General features: G+C 41.2%; 23 protein-coding genes and 1 pseudogene. 10 read left to right on the top strand and 14 right to left on the bottom strand.

From position 1 onward, the window contains the following. Nucleotides 1-40 precede the first annotated feature (40 nt). A complete protein-coding gene (gene cbiT / locus UYK_RS0103660; protein WP_009457531.1) occupies nt 41-643 on the bottom strand; it encodes a precorrin-6Y C5,15-methyltransferase subunit CbiT in 603 nt (200 codons plus the stop codon). Between the two features lie 219 nt (nt 644-862). Here cbiT and UYK_RS0103655 point away from each other — a divergent pair, with 219 nt between their 5' ends. Next, nucleotides 863-1,186: a YkvA family protein gene (locus tag UYK_RS0103655; RefSeq protein WP_016870919.1), complete on the top strand. Its 324-nt coding sequence runs from the start codon at nt 863-865 to the stop codon at nt 1,184-1,186. Nucleotides 1,187-1,380: 194 nt separating this feature from the next. Next, complete coding sequence (locus tag UYK_RS0103645) at nt 1,381-2,172, top strand: nucleotidyltransferase family protein (RefSeq protein ID WP_009457533.1); 792 nt, start codon at nt 1,381-1,383, stop codon at nt 2,170-2,172. A 308-nt stretch (nt 2,173-2,480) separates the two neighbouring features. Here UYK_RS0103645 and UYK_RS0103640 read toward each other — a convergent pair whose 3' ends face one another. Beyond that, nucleotides 2,481-3,155 (bottom strand): phosphoribosyltransferase, encoded by a 675-nt coding sequence (locus UYK_RS0103640; RefSeq protein ID WP_016870917.1) that lies wholly within the window; start codon nt 3,153-3,155, stop codon nt 2,481-2,483. A gap of 255 nt (nt 3,156-3,410) precedes the next feature. On the opposite strand from UYK_RS0103640, the gene UYK_RS0103635 reads away from it, so the two are divergent. Then, nucleotides 3,411-4,109 carry a uracil-DNA glycosylase gene (locus tag UYK_RS0103635; RefSeq protein ID WP_009457535.1) on the top strand — a complete coding sequence of 233 codons (699 nt, stop codon included), beginning with the start codon at nt 3,411-3,413 and terminating at the stop codon, nt 4,107-4,109. Between the two features lie 523 nt (nt 4,110-4,632). Here the strand turns inward: UYK_RS0103635 and UYK_RS0103630 are convergent. The 3 genes from UYK_RS0103630 to tyrS all read right to left on the bottom strand — a co-directional run bounded on the left by UYK_RS0103630 (nt 4,633) and on the right by tyrS (nt 7,276). Continuing rightward, complete coding sequence (locus UYK_RS0103630; RefSeq protein WP_009457536.1) at nt 4,633-5,307, bottom strand: hypothetical protein; 675 nt, start codon at nt 5,305-5,307, stop codon at nt 4,633-4,635. Then, nucleotides 5,304-6,023 (bottom strand): orotidine-5'-phosphate decarboxylase, encoded by a 720-nt coding sequence (gene pyrF, locus UYK_RS0103625; RefSeq protein WP_009457537.1) that lies wholly within the window; start codon nt 6,021-6,023, stop codon nt 5,304-5,306. The genes UYK_RS0103630 and pyrF overlap by 4 nt, the downstream gene beginning before the upstream one ends. 83 nt (nt 6,024-6,106) lie before the next feature. Then, nucleotides 6,107-7,276: a tyrosine--tRNA ligase gene (gene tyrS, locus UYK_RS0103620; protein WP_016870916.1), complete on the bottom strand. Its 1,170-nt coding sequence runs from the start codon at nt 7,274-7,276 to the stop codon at nt 6,107-6,109. A 176-nt stretch (nt 7,277-7,452) separates the two neighbouring features. On the opposite strand from tyrS, the gene UYK_RS0103615 reads away from it, so the two are divergent. Beyond that, on the top strand, nt 7,453-9,372 hold the full coding sequence (locus UYK_RS0103615) for a transglycosylase domain-containing protein (RefSeq protein WP_009457539.1): 1,920 nt from the start codon (nt 7,453-7,455) through the stop codon (nt 9,370-9,372). Nucleotides 9,373-9,485: 113 nt separating this feature from the next. Here UYK_RS0103615 and UYK_RS0103610 read toward each other — a convergent pair whose 3' ends face one another. Continuing rightward, complete coding sequence (locus UYK_RS0103610; RefSeq protein WP_009457540.1) at nt 9,486-9,809, bottom strand: DUF1825 family protein; 324 nt, start codon at nt 9,807-9,809, stop codon at nt 9,486-9,488. A gap of 334 nt (nt 9,810-10,143) precedes the next feature. Between UYK_RS0103610 and UYK_RS0103605 the strand changes: the two genes are divergently transcribed. Next, nucleotides 10,144-10,518 carry an NINE protein gene (locus UYK_RS0103605; RefSeq protein WP_026086346.1) on the top strand — a complete coding sequence of 125 codons (375 nt, stop codon included), beginning with the start codon at nt 10,144-10,146 and terminating at the stop codon, nt 10,516-10,518. A gap of 119 nt (nt 10,519-10,637) precedes the next feature. Further along, nucleotides 10,638-11,180 (top strand): ComEA family DNA-binding protein, encoded by a 543-nt coding sequence (locus tag UYK_RS0103600; protein WP_009457542.1) that lies wholly within the window; start codon nt 10,638-10,640, stop codon nt 11,178-11,180. 113 nt (nt 11,181-11,293) lie between these two features. On the opposite strand, the gene lepB is transcribed toward UYK_RS0103600, so the two are convergent. Together lepB and UYK_RS0103590 are read right to left on the bottom strand one after the other, a co-directional pair. After that, nucleotides 11,294-11,866 (bottom strand): signal peptidase I, encoded by a 573-nt coding sequence (gene lepB, locus UYK_RS0103595; protein ID WP_009457543.1) that lies wholly within the window; start codon nt 11,864-11,866, stop codon nt 11,294-11,296. 66 nt (nt 11,867-11,932) lie between these two features. After that, nucleotides 11,933-13,045, bottom strand: a complete 1,113-nt coding sequence (locus UYK_RS0103590; protein WP_009457544.1) for a tetratricopeptide repeat protein — start codon at nt 13,043-13,045, stop codon at nt 11,933-11,935. A gap of 185 nt (nt 13,046-13,230) precedes the next feature. Here UYK_RS0103590 and UYK_RS0103585 point away from each other — a divergent pair, with 185 nt between their 5' ends. Then, a complete protein-coding gene (locus UYK_RS0103585) occupies nt 13,231-13,893 on the top strand; it encodes a class I SAM-dependent methyltransferase (RefSeq protein WP_016870915.1) in 663 nt (220 codons plus the stop codon). Nucleotides 13,894-14,173: 280 nt separating this feature from the next. Here UYK_RS0103585 and UYK_RS0103580 read toward each other — a convergent pair whose 3' ends face one another. From UYK_RS0103580 to UYK_RS25905, 3 genes are all read right to left on the bottom strand, one after another. Then, nucleotides 14,174-14,485, bottom strand: coding sequence for a DUF6464 family protein (locus tag UYK_RS0103580; RefSeq protein WP_016870914.1), 312 nt, complete (start codon nt 14,483-14,485; stop codon nt 14,174-14,176). A gap of 263 nt (nt 14,486-14,748) precedes the next feature. Continuing rightward, nucleotides 14,749-16,104, bottom strand: coding sequence for a helix-hairpin-helix domain-containing protein (locus UYK_RS0103575; protein WP_026086345.1), 1,356 nt, complete (start codon nt 16,102-16,104; stop codon nt 14,749-14,751). A gap of 163 nt (nt 16,105-16,267) precedes the next feature. Continuing rightward, nucleotides 16,268-16,429 (bottom strand): hypothetical protein, encoded by a 162-nt coding sequence (locus tag UYK_RS25905; RefSeq protein ID WP_157221805.1) that lies wholly within the window; start codon nt 16,427-16,429, stop codon nt 16,268-16,270. Nucleotides 16,430-16,534: 105 nt separating this feature from the next. Between UYK_RS25905 and gatA the strand changes: the two genes are divergently transcribed. Continuing rightward, nucleotides 16,535-17,992: an Asp-tRNA(Asn)/Glu-tRNA(Gln) amidotransferase subunit GatA gene (gatA, locus tag UYK_RS0103570; protein ID WP_009457548.1), complete on the top strand. Its 1,458-nt coding sequence runs from the start codon at nt 16,535-16,537 to the stop codon at nt 17,990-17,992. A 41-nt stretch (nt 17,993-18,033) separates the two neighbouring features. On the opposite strand, the gene UYK_RS0103565 is transcribed toward gatA, so the two are convergent. Then, entirely contained in the window at nt 18,034-18,843 is an 810-nt protein-coding gene (locus UYK_RS0103565) for a helix-turn-helix domain-containing protein (protein ID WP_009457549.1), read from the bottom strand. 195 nt (nt 18,844-19,038) lie between these two features. Between UYK_RS0103565 and UYK_RS0103560 the strand changes: the two are divergent. Both UYK_RS0103560 and UYK_RS0103555 read left to right on the top strand, forming a co-directional pair. Beyond that, nucleotides 19,039-19,507, top strand: a pseudogene (locus tag UYK_RS0103560) (alpha/beta hydrolase); the annotation flags it as partial. A gap of 222 nt (nt 19,508-19,729) precedes the next feature. After that, nucleotides 19,730-20,833: a helix-turn-helix domain-containing protein gene (locus tag UYK_RS0103555; protein WP_009457551.1), complete on the top strand. Its 1,104-nt coding sequence runs from the start codon at nt 19,730-19,732 to the stop codon at nt 20,831-20,833. Between the two features lie 82 nt (nt 20,834-20,915). Here the strand turns inward: UYK_RS0103555 and UYK_RS24800 are convergent, their stop codons facing one another. Together UYK_RS24800 and mgtE are read right to left on the bottom strand one after the other, a co-directional pair. Then, on the bottom strand, nt 20,916-21,053 hold the full coding sequence (locus UYK_RS24800; RefSeq protein ID WP_235182299.1) for a hypothetical protein: 138 nt from the start codon (nt 21,051-21,053) through the stop codon (nt 20,916-20,918). Between the two features lie 142 nt (nt 21,054-21,195). Then, a complete protein-coding gene (mgtE, locus tag UYK_RS0103545) occupies nt 21,196-22,539 on the bottom strand; it encodes a magnesium transporter (protein ID WP_016870912.1) in 1,344 nt (447 codons plus the stop codon). Between the last annotated feature and the right edge of the window lie 529 nt (nt 22,540-23,068).

Genomic DNA, 23,068 nt, shown 5'->3' with positions numbered 1-23,068 from the left:
ATTTTGAATCGAGTAATCTCCTAGCTTTTTGTTATTGAATTTAATCTAACTTTTCACCACTGAGGATAAAAATTGGATCGACAGCAGTGAAAGTTTGAGAAAAACCACGTGTTTCCAAGCGGTTAATCCCAGACTGTACAACTTCAATATTTCTCGCTTGCAGTTGGGCAAAGCTTAGAGAAATCGCATACAGACTTTCTAGATTAGCAGCTGTGGCGACCACTCTACCTGATGGTGGCAAATAATCCCAGACTGCTTGCAAAATTTCCTGGATAGCCCGTCCACCTTCTATACAGACACGGTGGGGTGTTTCTTTGAGATTATGCAAACATTCAGGAGCGCTACCTTCAATAACTTCAACATTTTTGACTTCAAAGCGATCGCAGTTACGGCGAATTAGGTTAGCAACTTCTTCATCCCGTTCTACTGCAATGATTCGTCCTTGGGGACATAGCAATCCGACTTCTACGGGAATAGTACCCGTACCTGCACCAATATCCCATAAAACCGTGTTGGGTAATAGGCGTAATTGAGCAATCAACAGTAGTCTAATTTCTCTTTGACTAAGGGGAATTCCTGGCAAATGCTCAAATAAATCATCGGGAATACCAGGACTTAGGTATGGCCAGAGTTGGGAAGACATACAAGTTTAACTAGGAGTTTAGGATTAGGGATTGAGGATAGGGGATCGAGGATCAGGTATCGGGAATTGGGGAGACAAAAAGAAAAATACTTCCTTCCATTTTCCCTATCCCCTATCTCCCAATTTTGGTAGCAACTTCCAGACATGTTATGACGGTTATTTGCCCAAGAACTATAAAGAATCATTTGCCAAAATTAAAAATAACTAGAGGTGATGGTCATGAAATTTTCAGTTCAATCTCTTTATACTTGGTATCGCGACTTGATTCGTAATCCCAAATATCGGTGGTGGGTAATTTTAGGAACACTATTATATTTTGTCAGTCCATTTGATATCGCCCCAGACTTCTTACCGATTGTGGGACAAATTGACGATGTTTTTCTTTTAACTTTGCTGGTAACTGAGGTATCAGGGCTGGTGATTGAAGGCTTCAAAGCGCGTCGGGGTAATATAGACGCCAATGTAGAGGTTCAAGCCACTGATTCTACTAAGGATTCTACCTCCAGCACGACTGTAGATGTTGATGCAGTTTCTGTTAAGTAGTCACAACCGAATCTTAAAATTGAATTACCCCCTTCTGTTGCCAGAATGGCCTGGGAAGGGGGTATTTTTTATACAATTTTGCATTGGGGATTGGAAGGGAAGGGGGACACGGAGGACAAGGGAGAGGTGGAGAAAAACTAATAACTACTAAACTCATGACAAATGACCACCAATCAACAACCAATAAATAATTTATGAGCGATCGCCAAGTTATTGGACTGCTACCAGCAGGTGGACAGGCAAAACGGATTTCTCCTTTACCATTAAGCAAAGAGTTATATCCTGTCGGTTTTCAAGATTTTGGTGAGCCAAATAACTGGCGACCGAAAGTGGTTTGTCAGTATCTGCTAGAAAAAATGCAACTGGCAGGCATTAATCAGGCATACTTTATTTTGCGTCCGGGGAAGTGGGATATTCCGGAGTATTTTCGGGATGGTGCTATGCTTTCTATGAGCTTGGGCTATCTAATTATGGGTTTACCTTATGGTGTGCCGTTTACCTTAGATCAAGCTTACCCTTTTGTTCGGGATGCAATAATTGCATTGGGTTTTCCTGATATTTTATTTCAACCCAAAGATGCCTTTGTAAAGGTGTTAGCACGTCAACAGGGAACTCAAGCAGATGTGGTTTTGGGATTATTCCCTACTGATCAACCAGAGAAAGCAGGTATGGTTGACTTCAATGATACAGGTAGAGTGCAGCAAATAATCGAAAAACCCCGTCAATCAGACTTGCGTTATATGTGGGGTATTGCCGTTTGGACACCAGCTTTTACTCAGTTTCTGCATGAGTACCTCATTCCTCTCAAGGCTAATCCTAATTTGCCTCAGTTATCAGAAGTGCCGATTGGAGACGTCATTCAAGCTGCAATTACACAGGGTTTTCACGTACAAGCAGAAGTATTTGCGGATGGAACTTACTTAGACATTGGTACACCAAATGATTTAGTGCGAGCTGTGCAGCAATTGAGTCATGAGGTTTTTTAACTCATACTCAAAAGTGGGTAAATTCACTAGATGATGCTGACAATAGCAGTATCTGATGTTTTACTTGCATTGTTGTTTTGTGGTGTGTACTTTGCGATCGCACTTAGTAAATAGTAGACTCGACAAAAATTTCAGTCCACTTAAGTGGACTTAGGCTATGAGTTCTGGGCGGGATAACAGAAGACGCGAACAATGACAAGCCCTTGAGGGATGGGGATAAGCCCGTAGGGGAATTTTTCAAAAATTAAATTTCTCTAAAGATGATCGCTTTGTCATTGATCTTAAAAACAGCGATCGCTTTGTTTTTTTCATTCCTCTTGAGCTAGTTGTAGATACATTAAAGCTTCTGTGATTTCTAGTTGGGGGAATTCTTGATAAAAATTACTCACACTGGCAAATGGTTCTGGTGTGGCTAAAACAATGACGCGATCGCCCCATTGATGCAACCAGGGTACTAATCGTAGTGGTGCGACTGGCGCACACAACCAAATCTCTGCTGGAGAACGTTTTCTGATCGCAGCAGCAGCCACTGCCATTGTCATTCCCGTGGCAATACCATCATCAACGATAATGGCTATAGCGCCTTCTGTATTCACCTGTGGGCAAGCAACACTTAACTTTGCTTCCAAAGATTTAGCTTGGTTAACTGCTGTATCTAATGCTGTGTGCGATCGCCAATTCTGTCTTTGAGATAATCTTCTTGACTGCTCCCAAATTACACTCCCACAAGCAGTCACCGCACCAATTGCCAACTCTGGATTTTCTGGATGGCTAATCTTTTTCGCTACTAATATTGTTAATGGACAATGCAAAACACGCGCAACTGGTGCTGCTACCTCTAGTCCACCTCGCGGCAAAGCATAGACAATTGGTACAGGCTTGATTTCAGATGCCGATGCTTGTTTAATTAAAGTCGCCTGAACTACTTCGGCTAGTCTCTCTCCAGCTTGGGTACGATCATTAAAAAGCGGGGTATTTGACATTGTTTTCCCCCAGTACATGACAATACCATTGCTTTGATCATGACTGAATTTTTGTGAAATTGAACAAAATTTCTATTTTGTTAAACTAGAAACAGTTTTGTTGGTAGAAAGGTTCACCAATAGCCCAATGAAAGTATAATTTCGTAATGTTAGCAGACACGAGGTACTGCACTGCTGGGCTAAACGTGCAAGCTTTTGGGTTAAAAATTTTACTCAGATTAGACACCTTGTGCTTAGATTAATATTGCAAGTTTCATGAGCAGCGAACATCAACTTAGTCTTTTTGGGGAATCTAATTTACAGGCATCTAATTTTGATAAAAAAGAATTAATACCCACAGATGCCAAAATTCCCATTCCTACAGGAGTTTATGCCGATATAGTCGAGTTAGCACAGCATTGCAATCAGTGTCATCGCTGTGATTTAGGAAACACTCGTACCCATGCTGTTATCGGACGCGGTAGCCTCAAAGCACCGATCATGGTTGTAGGTGAAGCACCTGGACAAAACGAAGATGAAACAGGGCTACCATTTGTGGGTCGAGCAGGACAGCTTTTAGAAAAAATTCTGCAATCGGTAAAACTAAATACAGAAAAAGACGTATACATATGCAACGTAAATAAATGCCGACCACCAAATAACCGAGTTCCTACCAATGAAGAAATCGAGGCTTGCAAACCTTATCTATTAGAACAAATTCGCTTAGTAAACCCAAAAATTATTCTTTTGACAGGTGCAACTGCTGTCAAAGGTTTAATTGGTGATAAACGAGGGATTACTAAAATTCGTGGAACTTGGATGGAGTGGGAAGGACGTTTATGTATGCCGATTTTTCACCCTTCTTACTTACTGCGTAACCCTTCCCGCGAAGTTGGTAGCCCTAAATGGTTGATGTGGCAAGATATCCAAGCAGTCCGCGCTAAATATGATGAAATTGTGAATAATGAATTATGAATTACGCCTAATTGTGAATTGAAGAAGCAACATAAAATTTTTGGGCAAATTGTCCAGGTTTTATTTTGGTTAACGAACACAGATGCACACAGATGCACACAGATAGATTATCGGTGTTCATCTGTGTTCATCTGTGTTCGAGTATAAAAACAGGATTGTTGTCATAGTTTTAATTCACATTAGGCGTAAATTATTCGTTGAGCTAAGGAACTTTTAACGGGTAATAGGGAACAAAAACTGTAGTGAGTTCCGTTCAAAAATCAAATAGGATTTCTATATCCTTGACAAGCCAGCACCAACTATCAACTTCAACGTCTTGATAGTTTCCGCAGTTGTGATTACCAGCTATCTGTTTTAAGCCACAGCCCACTTGGGTTTAAGACCCCCGCAAATCTTCTATTTGGTGGTCAACACGACAGTGGCAGATCCCAATCCCCCTAATTGTACATAGCTGTACATAGCTGCCTTCTGCTATCTGCCACGGCACTCCTTGAACTCGAAGGAGTACCTCCTGTGCCTTTCTTCAAAATCGCACATCTCCTGCACGACAATCTCTTAACCATGTTTGAATCCCTTGGGCAACAACACCGTGACTGCTATCCTGTGGTGGTGTGGGAGGATTTTGTTTAAGGTCAGAACCAGTTCGAGAAAACATCATTACCATCCACCATCCATTCTCAGCTTTGGCTAAAAATAGCCAGTGAAATTGTTGTAATTCCACAGCTTTTTTACCAATATATTGCCGCTCTAAAGTAGTAAAAAAGACTTGTTTAACATCTTTTTCAGTGTATTTTAATTCTTTAGGGATTTCTCCAGTTAAATTTAGGGGTAGTGGTGTAAACTCGGGTCTACCTGCTGCTAATACGTAACTAAAAATATCGGTTTTTCTACCAAAACGGCGGGCGCGTTGAATAACACGATTGGCATAACTAGGTAAATCTTGCAGAAGCTGTGTAGTCAATATTTCTAGATTTGGTTCTGAACAAAAAAACTGCTCCCTGCTGTTTGGTGAAGAGGTAGGATTCTGTGCGAATGCTTGAGAATTAAGGAAATTTGAGGTGAACAACCAGAAGTTACAAGCTGCAAGCCACAAGCAACAATTAGGTTTTTTGCAGGAGTCGGGTACAGGGTTAGCATTTTTCCCTTTACCGTTTAACTGTTCCTCCACTCTTTGATTTTTTTTAGCTTTAGACTTCATGCCACTGTTGCTAACTCCTCGCAAATTTGTTTCCAGGCTAACTCAGGTTCAGCAGCAGCAGTGACGGGACGCCCAATTACAAGGTAATTTGCTCCTGCTTGTAGTGCCTGGCTGGGGGTAAGCGATCGCTTTTGATCTCCTTTTTCTGCCCAAGTGGGACGTACCCCCGGACAAACTAGTAAAAACTCATTTCCACAACTATCCCGCAGTTGTGCCACCTCTTGGGGCGAACAAACTGCCCCATCTAATCCTGCTTCTTGTGCCATCAATGCCATTTCCAGAGCATATTCTGGCAATTCTAGGGGAATTTTTAAATCAAATGCCAACTGTCGGCAAGAAATACTAGTTAAAACTGTGATGGCAATCAGTTTGGGCGGTTCCACTCCTGCTTGTGCTGCACCTGTTTGCACTGCCTCTGTTGCTGCTTTGAGGGCGTCTCTACCAGCTGTAGCATGAATTGTCAGCAAATCAACGCCGTAACCTGCTGCCGCTCGACAAGCGCCAGCAACGGTGTTAGGGATATCATGAAATTTTAAATCCAGGAAAATCCGCTTCTGCCGGGATTTTAACTCCTGGAGAATCTGCGGTCCTGTACTTGTAAACAACTCTAAACCAACTTTCCAAAAGCTGACTTGTGGCAATTTTTCTATCAGGGCGATCGCATCTGTTATATTTGCCACATCTAAGGGAACAATAATTTTTTGCTCTGCGTTCATTTAGGGTCTATCACGTTAGTCTTGGTAATTGGTAATTGGTAATTGGTATTTTTTATTCCCTATTACCCATTACCCATTACCGATCATGGTACAAGTCTGACAAACTTATTTTTCCCGAGTTGCAAAACCCGTCCGTACAATTCGCTTTTATCTTGGAAAGCAGTATCGACATCGGTGATGCGATCACCATCTAGTCGCACACCACCCTCTTGAATTTTCCGCTTTCCTTCTCCACTGCTTTTGCATAAGCCACTAGCATTGAGAATATAGGATAATTTTGCCGGAAATTCTACTTTAGATAGAGAAAATTCGGGTAGATCTCCTGCTTCAATGTTATCGACGGCACTCTGTCCGTGATACTGCCGGACTATTTCTTGCGCGAGTAGTTTTTGGCGATCGCGTGGATTTTCTGGTAGTTTGTCTAGAGGTAAATCTGTCAACAGTTCAAAATAATCTTTGAGTAGGTGGTCTGGAATACCTTGCAGTTTTTGATACTTTTGACTAGGATGCTCTCGTAATCCTACGTAATTACCTAAAGACTTAGACATTTTTTGCAGACCATCCGTGCCAAGTAAAAGAGGCAGTAGTAAACCAAACTGGGGTTTCTGTCCAAAATGACGCTGTAAATCTCGACCTACTGCTATGTTAAATTTCTGGTCAGTACCACCCAATTCCACATCAGCTTCCACAGCCACAGAATCAAAACCCTGCATTAGCGGATAGAGGAACTCATGTAGAAAAATAGGATTCTCTCTTTTATAACGTTCAGCAAATCCTTCTTTCGCTAGCATTTGCCCCACTGTCATGGTTGAGAGCAACTCTAAAGTTTTGCCCAAGTCCAGCTTAGAAAGCCACTCTGAGTTATATCGCACCTCTAACCTTCCGGGTGTGTCAAAATCTAATATAGGTCGTACTTGATCAAGATAAGTCTGAGCGTTTGCTTCAACTTCTTGTTGTGTAAGTTGGCGACGTACATCTGACTTTCCTGTAGGGTCGCCAATCCGTGCCGTAAAATCACCAATAATTAACACTGCTGTATGACCAGCATCTTGAAAAGCTCGCAGTTTTCTTACTGGTATGCTATGACCGAGGTGAATGTCCGCGCCTGTCGGGTCAATGCCCAATTTGATCCGCAAAGGTCGGTCGGTTGTGGCTAAGCGCTTTTCTAAACTTTCAGATTCACTGTCCGAATCAGTTGGTTGTGGAAAAATTTCGACAACGCCGCGATGTAACCAAGAAAAATTCTGCGCCATACTATTAGGATATTGACTGTTATCTATACTTTGCAATATGGAAGTTGGGTGGGTTATAGTCACTAGCAATGCTTCCGTTCTTTTATCTGCCAGACTAATATAATTGCAAAAAATTAATCGTTTTGCTGACTTGAAGAAATTATAGTTATATTTACAAGTGAGGAAGTGAGAACGCCGTGTCGTCTAGGACTTTTGAAGAAAAGCAATCCCAAGGTAGCCCTTCATCTGGCGTTGAGTTTTTGAAAGGAGTCGGTCAGGTAGCTGGCGGTACTCTGCTATCAATTACCATGCTAGCGAGTTCCATTGTCGCGGGAGGATTAGTTGGTTTAGCCATCAGTTTCCGCAACTTGCCTGATGTGAGACAGCTACGTAATTTTTTCCCTTCAGAAACTACCTATATTTATGACATCAAGGGCAAGTTATTAGCGAGTATCCACGGTGAAGCTAACCGAGAGGTTGTATCACTAGATAAAATTTCCCCGCACCTCAAACGTGCAGTACTAGCAAGCGAAGACTCTGACTTCTACTTTCACCACGGCATTAACCCCAAAGGTGTGGGGCGTGCTGTTGTTACCAACTGGGTAGCTGGTGGCGTGCGTGAGGGTGGTTCTACGATCACCATGCAATTGGTGAAAAACCTGTTTTTGTCGCATAGACGTGAATTTACCCGTAAAATCGCAGAAGCAGTATTGGCAATTCGCCTCGAACAAATACTTACAAAAGACCAAGTTTTAGAAATGTACCTCAATCAAGTGTATTGGGGTCACAACAACTACGGTGTGCAAACAGCGGCGCGCAGTTATTTTAATAAGTCGGCAGAGTACTTAACTCTAGGTGAGTCGGCAATGATGGCGGGTTTAATCCAAGCCCCAGAGGAGTTTAGCCCGTTTGTCAGTATGGAAAAAGCTAAATACCAGCAAAAGGAAGTTTTGGGACGAATGCTGACTTTGGGCTGGATTACTCAAAAAGAATACGACGACGCTTTAAAAGAAAAAATCAAACTAGGTAGAATCCGGTCATTCCAAGGTAGTGCCTTACCTTATGTAACCAACGCCGTATCTCAAGAACTAGCAAGGAAATTTGGTCGTGAAGCTTTGTTAAAAGGTGGAATGCGGGTACAAACCACCGTTGATGCCAAGTTTCAAGCAATGGCAGAGGATACCGTCAGGAAGTGGCACAAAAAGTTACTTGGGCAAGGATTATCTAAGAACCAGATTGCCTTGGTAGCAATTGATCCCCGCACCCATTACGTAAAAGCGTTGGTGGGAGGTGTAGATTCCAAAACGAGTGAATTTAACCGCGCCACCCAAGCCTATCGGCAACCAGGATCTGCCTTTAAACCCTTTGTTTACTACGCCGCTTTTGCTACTGGCAAGTACGACCCAGAAACGATAGTGTACGATACTCCAGTTAGCTACCGAGATGGTAGTGGTTGGTATAGCCCCCGCAACTACGACGGCGGTTATGGTGGAGCTATGTCAATTCGTACTGCTTTGAAGTTGTCTCGTAACGTCCCTGTGATCAAGATTGGTAAGGCTATTGGCATGAACAAAGTTGTTGAGACATGCCGTACCTTAGGAATTATGAGTCCGATGGAACCAGTGACTTCTTTACCCCTTGGGGCAATTGGGGTGACGCCTTTGGAAATGGCTGGCGCTTATGCTACCTTTGCCAATTATGGCTGGCAGTCACCAACAACAGTAATTGTCCGCGTTACTGATAGTAGTGGTAATGTGTTGCTAGATAATACTCCCAAGCCCCAGCTAGTTTTGGAACCTTGGGCAGCGGCAGCTATTATTAATGTGATGCAATCAGTAATTACTGATGGTACTGGTAAAAATGCGGCTATTGGCCGTCCAGCAGCTGGTAAGACAGGAACAACTTCTTCAGAAAAAGATATTTGGTTTGTCGGTACTGTACCCCAGCTGACAACTGCTGTTTGGGTGGGTAGAGACGACAATAGACAATTAGCGACTGGTGCTACAGGCGGCACTATGGTAGCTCCTATCTGGCGAGACTTTATGCTGCAAGCACTTAAGAATCAGCCAGTAGAGTACTTCAAGCCACCATCTAAGTTTCCTCGTCCTAAAAAGTAGGAACTAGCAGCTAGAAATTGGGGATTAGGGACAAGTTAATTAAAAATCAGAAATTAAAAAATTTTAATTTTGTATTTTTCGTTTTTCATTTTCTAGCCTCTAGCCCCTAGCCTCTAGTTCTGTTTTTCCAGTTCTGCTTTCATCCGTTCTAGGGTGATATGCATTTGATCAAACATTTGTTGTGGTGTGACGCCAAACTGACTAAGCTGAGTTTTCAGCTGCTGGATAGTCATTTGCGCCATAAAATCTTCAGACAGTTCGAATCGCTTCATAAAAACGCGATAACGCTCCATCATCGCTTCCATTTGCTCAATAAACAGCTTCTTACCCTCTCGATCAAACTTGCCATAATTGCTGCCAAGTTTGATAAGCGCTTGATAATCTTCAAACAGCTGTTTTGCTTCCTGTTGAACTATCTCGGAGTCAAAGAATCCCATGTTGCTTCTGTACCCTATGAGTACTGATTACCAGTAGCTCACTTTGTCTTAAACTTTTGCCTCTAGGTCTATTTTAGTCTAGGGAACTAACCTAAAAAATAAGCTTCGGTTAAAGTACGGTTTTTTACCAAGATATCAACACTTGACGAATTTGTTAGTGGTTAGTGGTTAGTGGTTGTTAACCATGCCCAATTACCAATTACCCATTACCCATTACCCATTACCAATCCTCAGCTTCAATACAATAAATATTTAGATAGCAGCAATGCTAATTTTATCAAGGGTGTTTGCTACTATAGCTGTTTTGCGTGGTTGGTTGGATGAGGAAACAAAGATGTTGACTAAACGAAAAAGCCGAAGTGTTGCTGCAATTTTAGCTTTTGCTGGCACGTTAACAATTTCTGGTTTACATAAGTTTTATTTGGGACAGCCGTTGTGGGGCGTTTTATATGTGCTGCTGTCGTGGACGCCAATTCCGAAGGTAGCAAGCGCCATTGAAGGAGTTTGGTATTTAGCTCAAGATGAAGAAGCTTTTGATCAGAATTTTAATCAAGGTAAGTCTGTAGTTCGTTCTGTACACTCAGGAGCAAATCAAGTCGGGGCGGTTGCAGATGCTTTGCGTGAGTTAGATGCTTTACGTCAAGATGGATTAATTTCTGAATATGAATTTGAACAAAAACGCCGTCAATTGCTTGATCAAATTTCATAATTTGTTAGTGGTTGTACAGACGTGCCATGGCACGTCTGTACATTGGTTAGTAGTTGTTGGGCAATTTTAACTACTCAAGCACTATCTACTATCCACTAACCAGTATCCACAAAAATGCCATGAACCAAAACAGGTTGCCATTTACATTTAACTCTAGATTGCAAAAACTGCGTTCTAAACTGCTGAATGACCCCTACTACAGATTTCAGTCCATAGAAGAAATCGCGATCGCTGTATCTTTAGGCATACGTATAGACGTCAACCAGGCGAATGTAGATGATTGGTTGCGCCTACCAGGGTTGTCTATTCATCAGGCGCGATCGCTTGTAGAACTATCACGTACTGGTGTAAAATTCTACTGTATAGAAGATTTAGCTGCTGCTTTAAGTATATCGGTGCAGCGACTCAAGCCTTTAGAGGCGATTTTAAATTTTAGTTATTATGACGATGAATCTGTAGATAATATTACTTATACAATAAATCCTAATACAGCAACAGTTGAGAGTTTAGCAAAAATACCATTTATAGACTCATCCATTGCTCAAGCAGTCGTTGACAATCGCCAATCAGCTGGGCCCTATCGTAACTTAGTAGATTTCCAGCGACGCTTGAATCTCTCTGGTGACATCCTGGCCCAGCTGATGTATTATCTCAGGTTTTAAATGTTGATGGTTAGTTGTTGATTGTTGTTTGGAAATGACAGGGCAAAAGTTATTAGGTATTGGGCTTTAGAAACAACCAACCACCAACAAACAACTACCAACAAACAACAAGATTAAACAAACCCAATCCGATCAAAGGGCCAGAAGCGAAAAACTGCCCTACCGATGATATTTTGTCTAGGCAAGAAGCCCCAGTAACGGGAGTCATTACTATCGTTACGATTGTCTCCCATGACAAAAAACTCGTTTTCTGGGACTTGCACTTGTGTCAAGGGCTGAATTGGTGGTTCGGCAATATAGTTTTCTTGTAGGGGTTGTCCATTGATGTAAACCTTACCATCAGAAATTCCCACTGTTTGACCTGGTTCACCGATTACACGCTTAATGAAGGCTTGGTCTTTCGGATATCCTTTTTGTTGTAGTTTTTCCGGTGGCTGAAAAACAATGATGTCGCCCAAGTGTGGAGGATGAAAATAGTAAGAGATTTTTTCTACTACTAAGCGATCGCCTGTATGTAGAGTTGGCACCATTGAATCTGAGGGAATGTAGCGAGGTTCAGCAATAAAAGTCCGGATTAAGAATGCCAAAACTAAGGCAATAGCTATCAAACCGAAATTTTCCCGCACACTGTGCCATACTCCTGACGATGCAGAAGCATCTTTTGTATTACTTTTCTGAGAGGTCATATGAAGTTAGCTATTTTGTTCCAAAATTAGACGAACACTCTACTTATATTGACGCGAAATATATCTTTAATAAGCAATATTATCACTACCATAATCTGGCTCTTGATATTGCATCGCTTTGACATAATCGCCCAAGGCATAACAAGCTACTCTAAGACTGGCAAGGGTTTGTTCCTCACTACGACGGTCATTAAGAATCCTAGCTAGTTCCAAGCGCCTTTCATAGTAAGCAATTGCTTTGGCATAATCTCCCAAGGCTTCACAAGCTATTCCCAAGCTGCCTAAGCACTGTTCCTGAGAACGTTGATCTTGTATTTCTGTAGCTATTTTTAAACGTTCTTCATGATACATAATTGCATCAGCGTATTCTTCTAGAGTATAGCAAGCATTAGCTAAATTCTTAAGAACTTGAATTGCACTACGGTAATTATTTAGATATTTAGAAATTTTTATACACTGTTTGTAGTAATCGATCGCTTTTACGTAATCTCCCAGACTATAATAAGCGTTTCCGAGATTTTTTAATACTTGTTGTTCGCCCCAATTGTCTTGGAACTGCTTGATAATTAACAGACTTTGCTGCTGTAACTCTATTGTTTTTGATAGATCACCTAAAGCTTTATAGACTAATCCAAGATTATTCAGCGCTGCTATCTGGCTGCGTCCATCTTGTACTTGCTGTGCTAACTGCAAACACTCTTGTAAAGATTCAATTGCTTTTTGATTTTCACCCAGGTGACGATAAGCATTGCCCATATGGGAAAAACTTTGGATCTGCAACTGTAAGTCAGCTGTTTTTTTTGCTAGAGATAAACATTGCTGGGAGTAAGAAATTGTACCTTTGTAGTCACCTAAGTTATAAGCGATCAAGGCCAAACAACAAAAGACCTGTGCTTGTTTTTGACAATCTCCAGCTACTTGAAACAACGCCAAAGATTGTTGCAAAGATTTCATTGCCAAATGTAATTCACCAGCTTGCTGCTGCTGAACTCCAAGTTGTAGTAGCCTATATGCTTCCGATGCGTGTTCTCCTTGTTCCTGGAGAACTTGGATTTCTACTTGGGAACTGTCCTGAAATTCATGGGTAATTGTGTTATGTTTCCTTGCTTTGAGGTATGTTTCCGATATGTGCAAGGGGAGTGTATTTTTGGAGTTATGATTAAATCCGCCTTTCCACATCGACTTTTCCCTGATAATTTTGGTGATAAGTCTAGTGTTCCCAAAAGGTAGATTTTTCTTTACATGTTAGGTAATGGGTAATGGGTAATGGGTAATTGAACATCGTTAACAACCACTAACTACTAACTACTAACCACCAACCACTAACCACTAACATAATGAAAATTGACCATTGACAAATGACTATGGAAAGAGTGTTAGAACCTGAAGTGATGGATAGCCTCGAAGAGGCTATTGAGTATGATGCAATGGATTTTACTGAGGTAAATAGTGCTTTTGCTCAAGAAGCGATCGCTTTGGGGCCATCAGAGCAAGGTGTGGTATTGGATGCTGGTACTGGTACGGGTCGAATTCCAATTATAATGTGTCAAATACGACATAAGTGGCAAGTAATTGCAATTGACTTAGCTGCAAGTATGCTACAAATTGCTGCCCATCATGTTCAAGAAGCTGGTTTACAAGAGCAAATTCGCCTGGAATTGGTAGATGTTAAACACATGCCTTACGGAGATAGGCAATTTGATCTGGTTGTCTCAAATAGTCTTGTTCACCATTTACCAAATCCTTTGTCTTTTTTTCAAGAACTCAAGCGCGTGTTGAAACCCAATGGTGGCATTTTTATTCGTGATTTATTTCGACCTCGCGATCAAGCAACAATGAATGCTTTAGTTGACAGTATTGGTGCAGAATACAACGAGCATCAAAAAAAATTATTTCGTGATTCTCTGCACGCTGCTTTAACTATAGATGAAGTCAGGAATTTACTTGCTGAAGTGGGTTTGTCGGGAGTGGAAGTTTATCAATCGAGCGATCGCCACTGGACTGTTCAAAAACCTTGGAATTGTTAGAGATAAGTAGGTCGGTGTTGAAAATTGTCGTTATGACAAGGCAGGAGGCAGAGGGCAGCTATGCTGAAGGGAAGAGCTTTTTGGGCAACTTTACTTTCCGTTACATAGTTCGGTTTTTTTGCACCGTTCTACTTAGTCATAATGGGTAATTGGTAATGGTGAAAAACTAGCAATTAACTTATTACCAAGTCAATCTGTGTTTATCTGTGGTCGATTTATAAAATATAATTTTTGTTAATTTTTGTCATCGCTTCAATTCACATCAAACATAAATTAATTATCATTTACGGAATTCTTTGGCTTCATAGTAACGGCAACCCTCACACGGTCCGCTAGGATTGACAGCACAGCGTAAGTAACCAGAACGAGCATTATACCGACAGCTGATGTCGCCAATGAGATAACCTACTCCTTCTAAGTAATAGCGATCGCTTGGTTCTGGTCTAGAATCTACTGGAATTGGTTCTCTGGGAAAATTTCTCGCCACGCGTCTGAGGTGCGATCGCATTCTAGCCTGGGTTTTACGCATCAACCACAGGGAGAATAGAGATGGTAAGAAACCAATGGCAATTACCAAAAGTGTTCTAAACACCTTCTTGATACCTCTTGTGTGCGCTTTCCCTCTCTAGTGTTACATAGTTTAGTTCTTAGGGAGGGGTAAGGGATAAAGCGGCAAGGGAAATATTATATTTGCTTAACTCACTCAATACCTTTTTGCTATACTCTTATACTATTTTGGATTTTGGATTGGGAGTACACAAAGATAGAAGAGATCTATACACAAAATTACTTTAATAACACTAGTATTGTGATTTAGTGAACATAAATGTTTACTATTAATTTTTACGTAATTATCTAATTATTAGTAAGTAGTTGTGTGTGAGCAGAGAATCGAGCATTTTGTAAAGCTAAAACAGCACTTCGAGAATCCTGCACCCAGAATTGACGTCCAAAACGGACGAGATGGCGGGAAGTTCCAGACTGCACAATTCCGATTACTGGGACTTTTGCTTTTTCTTTATCCCCTGATTGCTCTTGTAAAATTGTTCGTAAGCGATGTTGTTCTTCAATCGTAGCTGCCTGTTGAACGCTTAATTCTACCATCACCATTTGTACAGTTTCTACTGCTTCTGCATCTTCAACAATAAATTGAGTTTGCTCATCTCTTCGGTCTACTTTACCCCAAATGATTAATCTAGAATCAACTTGCAGAAGTGAACTAATACGTTCGTAAGTTTTAGGAAATGCTACTGCTTCTGATTGAGAAGTTAAATCTTCTATTTGTAAGATTGCCATTGGATCACCTTTTTTGGTGATGACTTTTTTGACATTATTAAGCATTACTACTGCACATAAAGTAGATTCTTCTTTTTGTTCACCTAATTGAGAGAGATTAACTGGTGCTAGGACTCGTGCTGAACTGCGTATGGATTTGAGGGGATGATCTGAGACGTAAAAGCCTAATAATTCTTTTTCTTTACGTAACTTTTCTTGAGGGGGTAAATCAGGAACAGGTTTAGCTTTTGGGGCGTTATCAAAACTATTTTGTATTGTATTTTTATGAGTATTGCTAGCAAATCCGCCGCCTAATAAATCAAAGAGATTACCTTGTCCTGTAGCTCTATCTTTGGCGCGGGATTGGGCCCAGTCGTATACTAGAGGCAAGTCATGCAGTAACTGATTACGGTTGGAGTCAATTTTGTCAAAAGCTCCACAATAAATTAGTGATTCTAAAGTGCGACGGTTAACAGCACCCAAATCAACGCGATCGCAAAAATCAGACAATGACTTAAACTCACCTTTAGATTTTCTGGCTTCTAAAATAGCAGCGATCGCATTTTGTCCGACGTTCCGCACTGCCGACAATCCAAACAGAATTTTACCATCCAAAGGAGTAAAATCAACGCCAGAACGATTAATATCGGGTGGGTCGATCTGAATACCCATGTTTGTACAGGTAGCAATATATTTTTGCACCTTATCTGTGTCGTCACTGTTAGCTGTTAACAGCGCCGCCATATACTCTAAGGGATAATTAGCCTTTAAATATGCCGTTTGATAAGTTACATACCCGTAAGCTGTAGAGTGGGATTTATTGAAACAATTGGAAGCAACCAAACCGTTTTTAATCACAAAATTATGGTTTTGCTCTACTCCAATGTCATATACGTTCTGTGTACCCAATGATTTACGAGTGATAATTTTAACCATTTTCTCTAATATACTGAAATCTTGAGAATTAGTTAATTCTATAAAATTGTTTAAGTAAGTCGGCACAATTTGTCATTAGTAAGGGTTTGGTTCATTTTTTACTGTTCGTAAAATATATTATGTTTATTCCCACCGACTTACTCAGTGTGAAATACATATTAATCTAATTGTGAGTGTATGGCATGGGTAGGTGGGGAGATGGGGTGATGGGGTGTAGACGCGCTCTGCGCGGCTTCCCGTAGGGTAGGGGTGATGGGGAGGTGTGAGGAGTGTGTAGAGGCGCTCCTGGGCTTAAGTTAAGGGTGGAGTGTGAGGAGTAAAACACTTAACCATCAACCACCGACAACCAACCACTAACTACTAACTTTCAACTGAGCATAAATTGTCAAACTGTACTAAAATCAATGACTTGAGTCACAAAGGAAGCAATATGGCATCCATCCGCGAGTTGCATAAACAGCTAGTTAAAAAAGAACGTTCTGCCGTAGAAATTACTCAGGAAGCTTTAGACCGCATTCAAGCGCTAGAGCCAAAATTACACAGTTTCTTGTGTGTAACTGCCGAACGGGCATTGGAACAAGCGCGGGCAGTGGATGCTAAAATCGCCGCAGGCGAAGAAATTGGTTTATTGGCAGGTATTCCCATCGGCATTAAAGACAATATATGCACAAAGGGAATTAATACTACTTGTGCTTCCCGAATTTTAGAAAATTTTGTGCCGCCCTATGAGGCAACGGTAACACAAAAGTTGGCGGCAGCCGATGCAGTGATGGTGGGTAAAACCAATTTGGACGAGTTTGCGATGGGCGGTTCCACAGAAACCTCAGCCTATGGTCTCACTGCTAACCCTTGGGATTTATCGAGAGTTCCGGGTGGTTCTTCTGGTGGTTCGGCGGCGGCGGTAGCAGCAGGAGAATGTGTTATTTCTCTGGGTTCTGATACTGGGGGTTCGATTCGTCAACCAGCTTCTTTTTGTGGTGTGGTGGGGATCAAGCCAACCTACGGACTAGTTTCGCGTTATGGTTTGGTGGCGTTTGCTTCGTCTTTGGATCAAATTGGTCCGTTTGCTCGTTCTGTGGAAGATGCAGCGATATTGTTGCAAGCGATCGCAGGTTATGACCCAAAAGACTCTACCAGCTTAAAAGTTTCTATTCCCGATTACACCGCTGGCTTAAAACCGGATCTCAAACCCAGGGGACAACTGAGAATTGGCATTATTAAAGAAACTTTCGGCGAAGGTTTAGATTCCCAAGTTGAACAGGCTATTACCAAAGCACTTGATCAACTGCAAAATCTGGGTGCAGAAATTCATGTAGTTTCCTGTCCCCGCTTTCGTTATGGTTTGCCTAGCTACTACATTATCGCCCCTTCAGAAGCTTCAGCAAATTTGGCTCGTTATGATGGTGTCAAGTATGGTTATCGTGCTGAGGAAGCAGAAAATTTGATGGAGATGTACACCCGTACTCGTGCTAGTGGTTTCGGTGCAGAAGTCAAACGTCGGATTATGCTAGGAACCTATGCTCTTTCAGCAGGATACTACGATGCCTATTATTTGAAAGCCCAAAAGGTACGCACCCTGATTAAAGAAGATTTTGAAAGAGCTTTTGAACAAGTTCATGTCTTAGCCTGTCCTACCGCCCCCACTACAGCATTCAAAGCGGGAGAAAAAACTGCTGATCCTCTAAGTATGTATTTAGTTGACTTAATGACTATTCCTGTGAATCTAGCAGGTTTACCAGGTATAAGTGTACCCTGTGGCTTTGATGACAATGGACTACCGATTGGTTTGCAGTTGATTGGTAGACCCCTACGAGAAGATCAACTGTTTCAAGTGGCTTATGCTTATGAACAATCTACTCCATGGCACTTGCGTACGCCGCAAGTATAGTTATTAGTCAATGGTCAATGGTCAATGGTCAATGGCAAAAACTATTGACTATTGACTGATTCAGGGGTAAAAGTTACTGTCTTTATCCTTCCTGGATCTCCTAGAGGTTTTTGTTCACTTTTATTAGCAGAAACTAATACAGCACCTGCATTACCAGAACGTATAGTCAATTCCTTCTTTGCTGTCCAAGTTTTTCGCTCTCCTTTACTTAAAGTCCCCTGAAACATAGTTTTACCATCTGCTTTGACTCGTACCCATGATTCCCCTTGTAGTTCGACTGTCACTTCAACTGGAGAAGTTGCTGGGGTGGAAGGAGATGTTTCTGGTGAGGGAGTTGTAGCCACTGGGGCGGTAAATGGGGACAATGTTGGTGACGAAGCTATAGGTGGAGATACTGTTGTTTGGGTGGAAGCTTTGGGTTTTTGTTCCTGAGCAACAGAATCGGCTGGAGTTTTGGGATTGAGGCGAAAAAACAATATAAAAGAAGCAACCGTTAATAATACTGCATAAGGAACAGCAAGAGGGATATGTATACTTGAGTTTTTTTGTGGTTTCTTGCCATCATTTTCAGAATCGAGAAGGAAAAAGTTGATTGCAAAATTTTTGGCTAATGATACACCATCAAGTCCAAGTGCATCACCGTAGCGCCGGATAAATCCTTGTACAAAAATTGGCTCTGGTAAATCTTCATATCGACCTTCTTCCAATGCTTCTAAAAATGCCTGTCTGATCAGGGTTTGAGCAGTTATTTGTTCTATACGCAGGGATTTGTCTTCGCGTATCTGTCGTAAATATGCTCCGATTTCCTTGAGTTGCTCTTGTTGCGCCTCATTGAACGACGTCACTGTCATCTCCCAAAATCTACTGATAATCTACTATTTTTTATTTATTAAACTTTTCAATAATAAATTTTTTGATAAACAATGTTAACTGTCAAATACTACAATTACATATTCTAGTGATTATATTGTATACATAAATACTGGCATTTGAAAAAATAAGCTGCAACATAAAATACAATTGTTAACCTATTTATTAGTTTGGGTTGGAATTATTTAGTACAACAGCTAAAGATTTCACTTAGTCAAATATTTATCTACGGTCATTCTTTGGCAGGTGCGATCGCGATTGATCTAGCTATTAAACAGCCAAATGCAGCTGGATTGATTGTAGAAAGCTCTTTTACCTCAATTCAGCAAGTAGTAGTATACAGGAACATTTTTCGGATGCTTCCTGTCGATTTAATTCTGACACAGCGATTTGATTCAATCCAAAAAGTACCTCAATTAAAAATGCCTGTTTTATTCATTCATGGTGTCAGCGATATAACTATCCCCGCTTTCATGAGTGAAGAACTATATATTACTGCTTCTGAACCCAAAAAATTACTTCTGGTTCCCGGTGCTGGGCATAATTAACGTAGCAGAAGTAGCTTCTGTGGAATACAAATACATCCAAGCAGTACTTTTTTTATGCAACAAGCTGTGTCAGGGAGAGGATAAAGTCATTGAATAAGCCAGAGGGTAAAAGAGTTAAAGAACTTGTTTGACAGTAAGTATTATATTTAACTTTTGTATCAGCAAATTTTCTTATACAAATTTTTGAAAAGGGACTGCCGAAATAATTTGTTATTGTCTGGGAAACAGGACTAAATTGATAGTTAAAAATCCGGATATCTGAGCGTAAAGTTAGAAGAAACAATACAGGTATTAATTTAGTTAAAAAAGACTTCTAGTGATGGTTACTACACCTGTGTACTTCTTACAAATTTTGGGTAATCCCAGTATTGAAATTTCTCAAGATGAATTGCGATCGCTTTTAGGAGAAATAGAAGCAGAACTGCATAATTCTCAAGTTTATCGTCGTGCTTTAGCTACTATACAAAAACTACTTGGTGACTCCGCCGAGCAAGGCAAGATGTTGTTAAAAGCTGTGGGCAGAGAAGCGATTGGTTTAGCATTTCGACAATTAACTCAACATTATCAAAAAGAGGAAAACCCTGTTGAAAAACAGACACATAATCAACCACAAACAGAGACTGCTGATCTCACACAACAAACACAACAAGATAATAGCAATAACTTATCAAAATATTTAACAAGCGTAAAATTTCATACTAAAGAAAGCCAAGAAAATACTAAAGAAGAAAATTTATCATCTCAGCCTAACCTAGTAGCAAATATAGCCAATCAGGATAATCTGACAGCAGTAAAAACACCTTTAGAATCGCTCAAAAATAAAATAGCTTCCAAACAAGAGCTAACAAAGCAATCCGTAGACGAACGACGTACAGAAAGTCTACGTCAAATTGGACAACAACTCCGCCAAGCTCGTGAATCTAGAGGTCTTTCTCTGGAACAACTCTGCGTTTACACTTACATCTCAGCTAATCAAATGGAAGCGATAGAAAATGGCAACTGGGAGTTACTGCCAGAAGATGTTTTTGTACGTGGTTTTATCCGTTTAATGGGAAATGCTCTAGGATTTAATGGCACAGCTTTAGCTGCTTCCTTACCAGCACCAGAACCAACAAAATCCGTTTTACCTTCTTGGGGTGAGTCGAAAAAAACCTCTAAAGGAGTTGGCTTTGAAATTCGCCCCATGCATTTATATGTAGGCTATACAGCCCTTGTTGCTAGTGCTATCGGTGGATTATCATATGTTTCACAACAAGGAGAGACTAGCAGACTGGTAAATCAAAATGCAGTTACTCCTACTCCTGGCTCTTCTTCTGTTTCAGAGTCATTAAAGCATCATGAGTCTGGAACTACACCGGGAATCAAGTCTACTAGTGTTGGTGTAACTGTCGGGCCAGATATTTCACCACCAGAAGCGTTGTAGGAGTGCTGGAGGTGGGGTGATGGGGTGATGGGTGTGAGGGGTAAAACACTAACTACTAACAACCAACAACCAACCAAAACACTTACTCCTCTGCCAAGATACTGTAAATTTCGCGTTTGGCTCGACTGAGGATTTCACGTACTCTGTTGATGTGATCTTTGTTGCCACTACGAGCAACTTGCATTACTACTCTACCTAAATCAGCGATCGCGTTTCCCAATTCTAGCCACTGTGTTTGTCATCGTACGCCAGTCGCTTATGGAGTCCCAAGTCCCCCATAAGCGACTGGTACAGTTGACGCAAGACTTAAAGTCACCTAGTGCAACTCAGCTTCTGACTGTGTACGCAGTTCGTGATGGTTACTAATTAAATATCCGCAATGCGACTGAAATCATTGAGAGAAAGGTAAAAAATCCGATCGCATCCAAAGTTGTAGTCAACAACGGGCCGCTAATCAAGGCAGGATCGAGATTTAATCGTTTCAAAGTCATCGGTAGTACTGTCCCCAAAGTAGCTGCTACAAATACATTGACGGCCATAACCGTAGCTGCTACAATCGACACCCAGCGTTCGGGGGCGGGTGACCAAATTAACGAGAGTGTACCCAAGGTGATCGCTAAAGCAAGTGCTGTCCCAAAACCAGCGAGAATTTCCTTACGGAGAATTTTCATTGTATCCATTGGTGTTACTTCACCAACACCCAAACCCCGTACTGTCACAGATAAAGCTTGAATAGCAACATTACCACTAGTGTTTGACAATATTGGCATGATCACCGCTAGTACCGGCACAACAGAAATAACTCCCTGAAAAGGGGCGATCGCACTAGCTGCGCCTATATATAAACCAATATTTCCTAATAGCCAAGGTAAGCGCTTTCTGATCGTGATTTGGGGAGGAGACAAAGCTGCTTCATCACCACTCACCCCTGCCAGTTTTTGAATATCTTCTGTGGCTTCTTCTTCGATAATATCGACTACATCGTCAATAGTGATGATCCCCACTAATCGGTCTTCCCGATCAACTACAGGTAAAGCGATTAAATCGTAGCGCTTCATGACCCGGGCGACTTCCTCTTGGGGCGTTTCTGTTTTGACTTTGACAACGCGATCGCCAGCAATATCTCGAATCAAAACATCAGGAAAAGTAAACAACAATTGTCGCAGAGAGACAACACTCACTAGCTTCCGATTGTCATCTGTAACGTAGGCGTAGTAAATCGTTTCTTTGTCTTCGTCTTGACGACGAATTTTGCTCAAGGCTTCACCTACAGTCAATCCCTCCCGCAAGCGTACATATTCTGTGGTCATTACCCTACCAGCAGTGCCTTCAGGATAGCCAAGAATTGTTGCTGTTACTTGTCTTTGTTCCGGACTAAGTTGTTGCAATAAGCGTTTAACGACCTTTGCGGGTAACTCATCAAATAATTCTGCCCGGTCATCGGGACTCATATTCTCAACAATTTGTACAACCTGCACATCATGCAGAGAATTAATTAATTCTTCTTGCACGTCTGGAGGTAGATATTCAAAAACGTCTGTGGCTTGATGTTTGTTGAGTAGACGAAATGCGATCGCCCTTTGTTTGCTGGGCAATTGTGTAATGTACTCCCCCACATCAACGGCTTGTAAGCGATTTAAATCCCATTTGAGCTGGTTTAAGTCAGCAACGTCAATGACACAATTGCGAACGTCCTGTACAAGCATTTATTCATAACCTCCCAATAGTCTCCCCCGCGCTGGGAGACAAGCTCGCCAGCTTAGAGGAGGATAGTACTACCGTCTTGTGGACTTTGGTCCATAAAATCTTAGGAACTCAACATTGATAACCAATCAAGGCATCGCTAAGTCATTGTAATAACTTGGAATCATTTAGATGATCCGGCGGATGCCAAGTGTGAAAGCGGATATTCCGTGATGTTGCACACAAGCTATCCACTTAGCTACCCTGATTTTTTTGATTACTTTGAGTAGATTCTACTACTGCTAGCAATTGTGTCAAGCTTCTTTGAGGATTAATTTTTAAACTTCATAAAGTTAAAATAATTACTACTTGACAATTAGTCATTATTTCAAGATATTTTGTAGGCATTACAGACAGAAATTAAGCAATCATACTGCTACTGCTTGTTTGGCTAATGATAATTGTTACTATTGTCAGTCTGCGATCTAGTAGTCATCCACTAACAGAATTTTAAATTTTGGAACCACTGCGTTCTCACAAACCCCCAAGGAC

The sequence above is a fragment of the Fischerella thermalis PCC 7521 genome (genome assembly GCF_000317225.1).
Lineage (GTDB): Bacteria > Cyanobacteriota > Cyanobacteriia > Cyanobacteriales > Nostocaceae > Fischerella > Fischerella thermalis.
Note: the sequence above shows the minus strand (reverse complement) of the source record. Positions and strands in the feature narration are given on the sequence as shown.

Excerpts from the sequence above, each read along its gene's own strand:
- UYK_RS0103600 (WP_009457542.1), top strand. The coding sequence starts at position 10,638 with ATGAACCAAAACAGGTTGCCATTTACATTTAACTCTAGATTGCAAAAA.
- UYK_RS0103610 (WP_009457540.1), bottom strand. The coding sequence starts at position 9,809 with ATGGGATTCTTTGACTCCGAGATAGTTCAACAGGAAGCAAAACAGCTG.
- lepB (WP_009457543.1), bottom strand. The coding sequence starts at position 11,866 with ATGACCTCTCAGAAAAGTAATACAAAAGATGCTTCTGCATCGTCAGGA.
- UYK_RS0103605 (WP_026086346.1), top strand. The coding sequence starts at position 10,144 with ATGTTGACTAAACGAAAAAGCCGAAGTGTTGCTGCAATTTTAGCTTTT.
- UYK_RS0103655 (WP_016870919.1), top strand. The coding sequence starts at position 863 with ATGAAATTTTCAGTTCAATCTCTTTATACTTGGTATCGCGACTTGATT.
- UYK_RS0103575 (WP_026086345.1), bottom strand. The coding sequence starts at position 16,104 with ATGGTTAAAATTATCACTCGTAAATCATTGGGTACACAGAACGTATAT.
- UYK_RS0103565 (WP_009457549.1), bottom strand. The coding sequence starts at position 18,843 with ATGACAGTGACGTCGTTCAATGAGGCGCAACAAGAGCAACTCAAGGAA.
- UYK_RS0103645 (WP_009457533.1), top strand. The coding sequence starts at position 1,381 with ATGAGCGATCGCCAAGTTATTGGACTGCTACCAGCAGGTGGACAGGCA.
- UYK_RS0103555 (WP_009457551.1), top strand. The coding sequence starts at position 19,730 with ATGGTTACTACACCTGTGTACTTCTTACAAATTTTGGGTAATCCCAGT.
- tyrS (WP_016870916.1), bottom strand. The coding sequence starts at position 7,276 with ATGGCGCAGAATTTTTCTTGGTTACATCGCGGCGTTGTCGAAATTTTT.
- gatA (WP_009457548.1), top strand. The coding sequence starts at position 16,535 with ATGGCATCCATCCGCGAGTTGCATAAACAGCTAGTTAAAAAAGAACGT.
- UYK_RS0103585 (WP_016870915.1), top strand. The coding sequence starts at position 13,231 with ATGGAAAGAGTGTTAGAACCTGAAGTGATGGATAGCCTCGAAGAGGCT.
- cbiT (WP_009457531.1), bottom strand. The coding sequence starts at position 643 with ATGTCTTCCCAACTCTGGCCATACCTAAGTCCTGGTATTCCCGATGAT.
- pyrF (WP_009457537.1), bottom strand. The coding sequence starts at position 6,023 with ATGAACGCAGAGCAAAAAATTATTGTTCCCTTAGATGTGGCAAATATA.
- UYK_RS0103590 (WP_009457544.1), bottom strand. The coding sequence starts at position 13,045 with ATGTGGAAAGGCGGATTTAATCATAACTCCAAAAATACACTCCCCTTG.
- UYK_RS0103635 (WP_009457535.1), top strand. The coding sequence starts at position 3,411 with ATGAGCAGCGAACATCAACTTAGTCTTTTTGGGGAATCTAATTTACAG.
- UYK_RS0103640 (WP_016870917.1), bottom strand. The coding sequence starts at position 3,155 with ATGTCAAATACCCCGCTTTTTAATGATCGTACCCAAGCTGGAGAGAGA.
- UYK_RS0103630 (WP_009457536.1), bottom strand. The coding sequence starts at position 5,307 with ATGAAGTCTAAAGCTAAAAAAAATCAAAGAGTGGAGGAACAGTTAAAC.
- mgtE (WP_016870912.1), bottom strand. The coding sequence starts at position 22,539 with ATGCTTGTACAGGACGTTCGCAATTGTGTCATTGACGTTGCTGACTTA.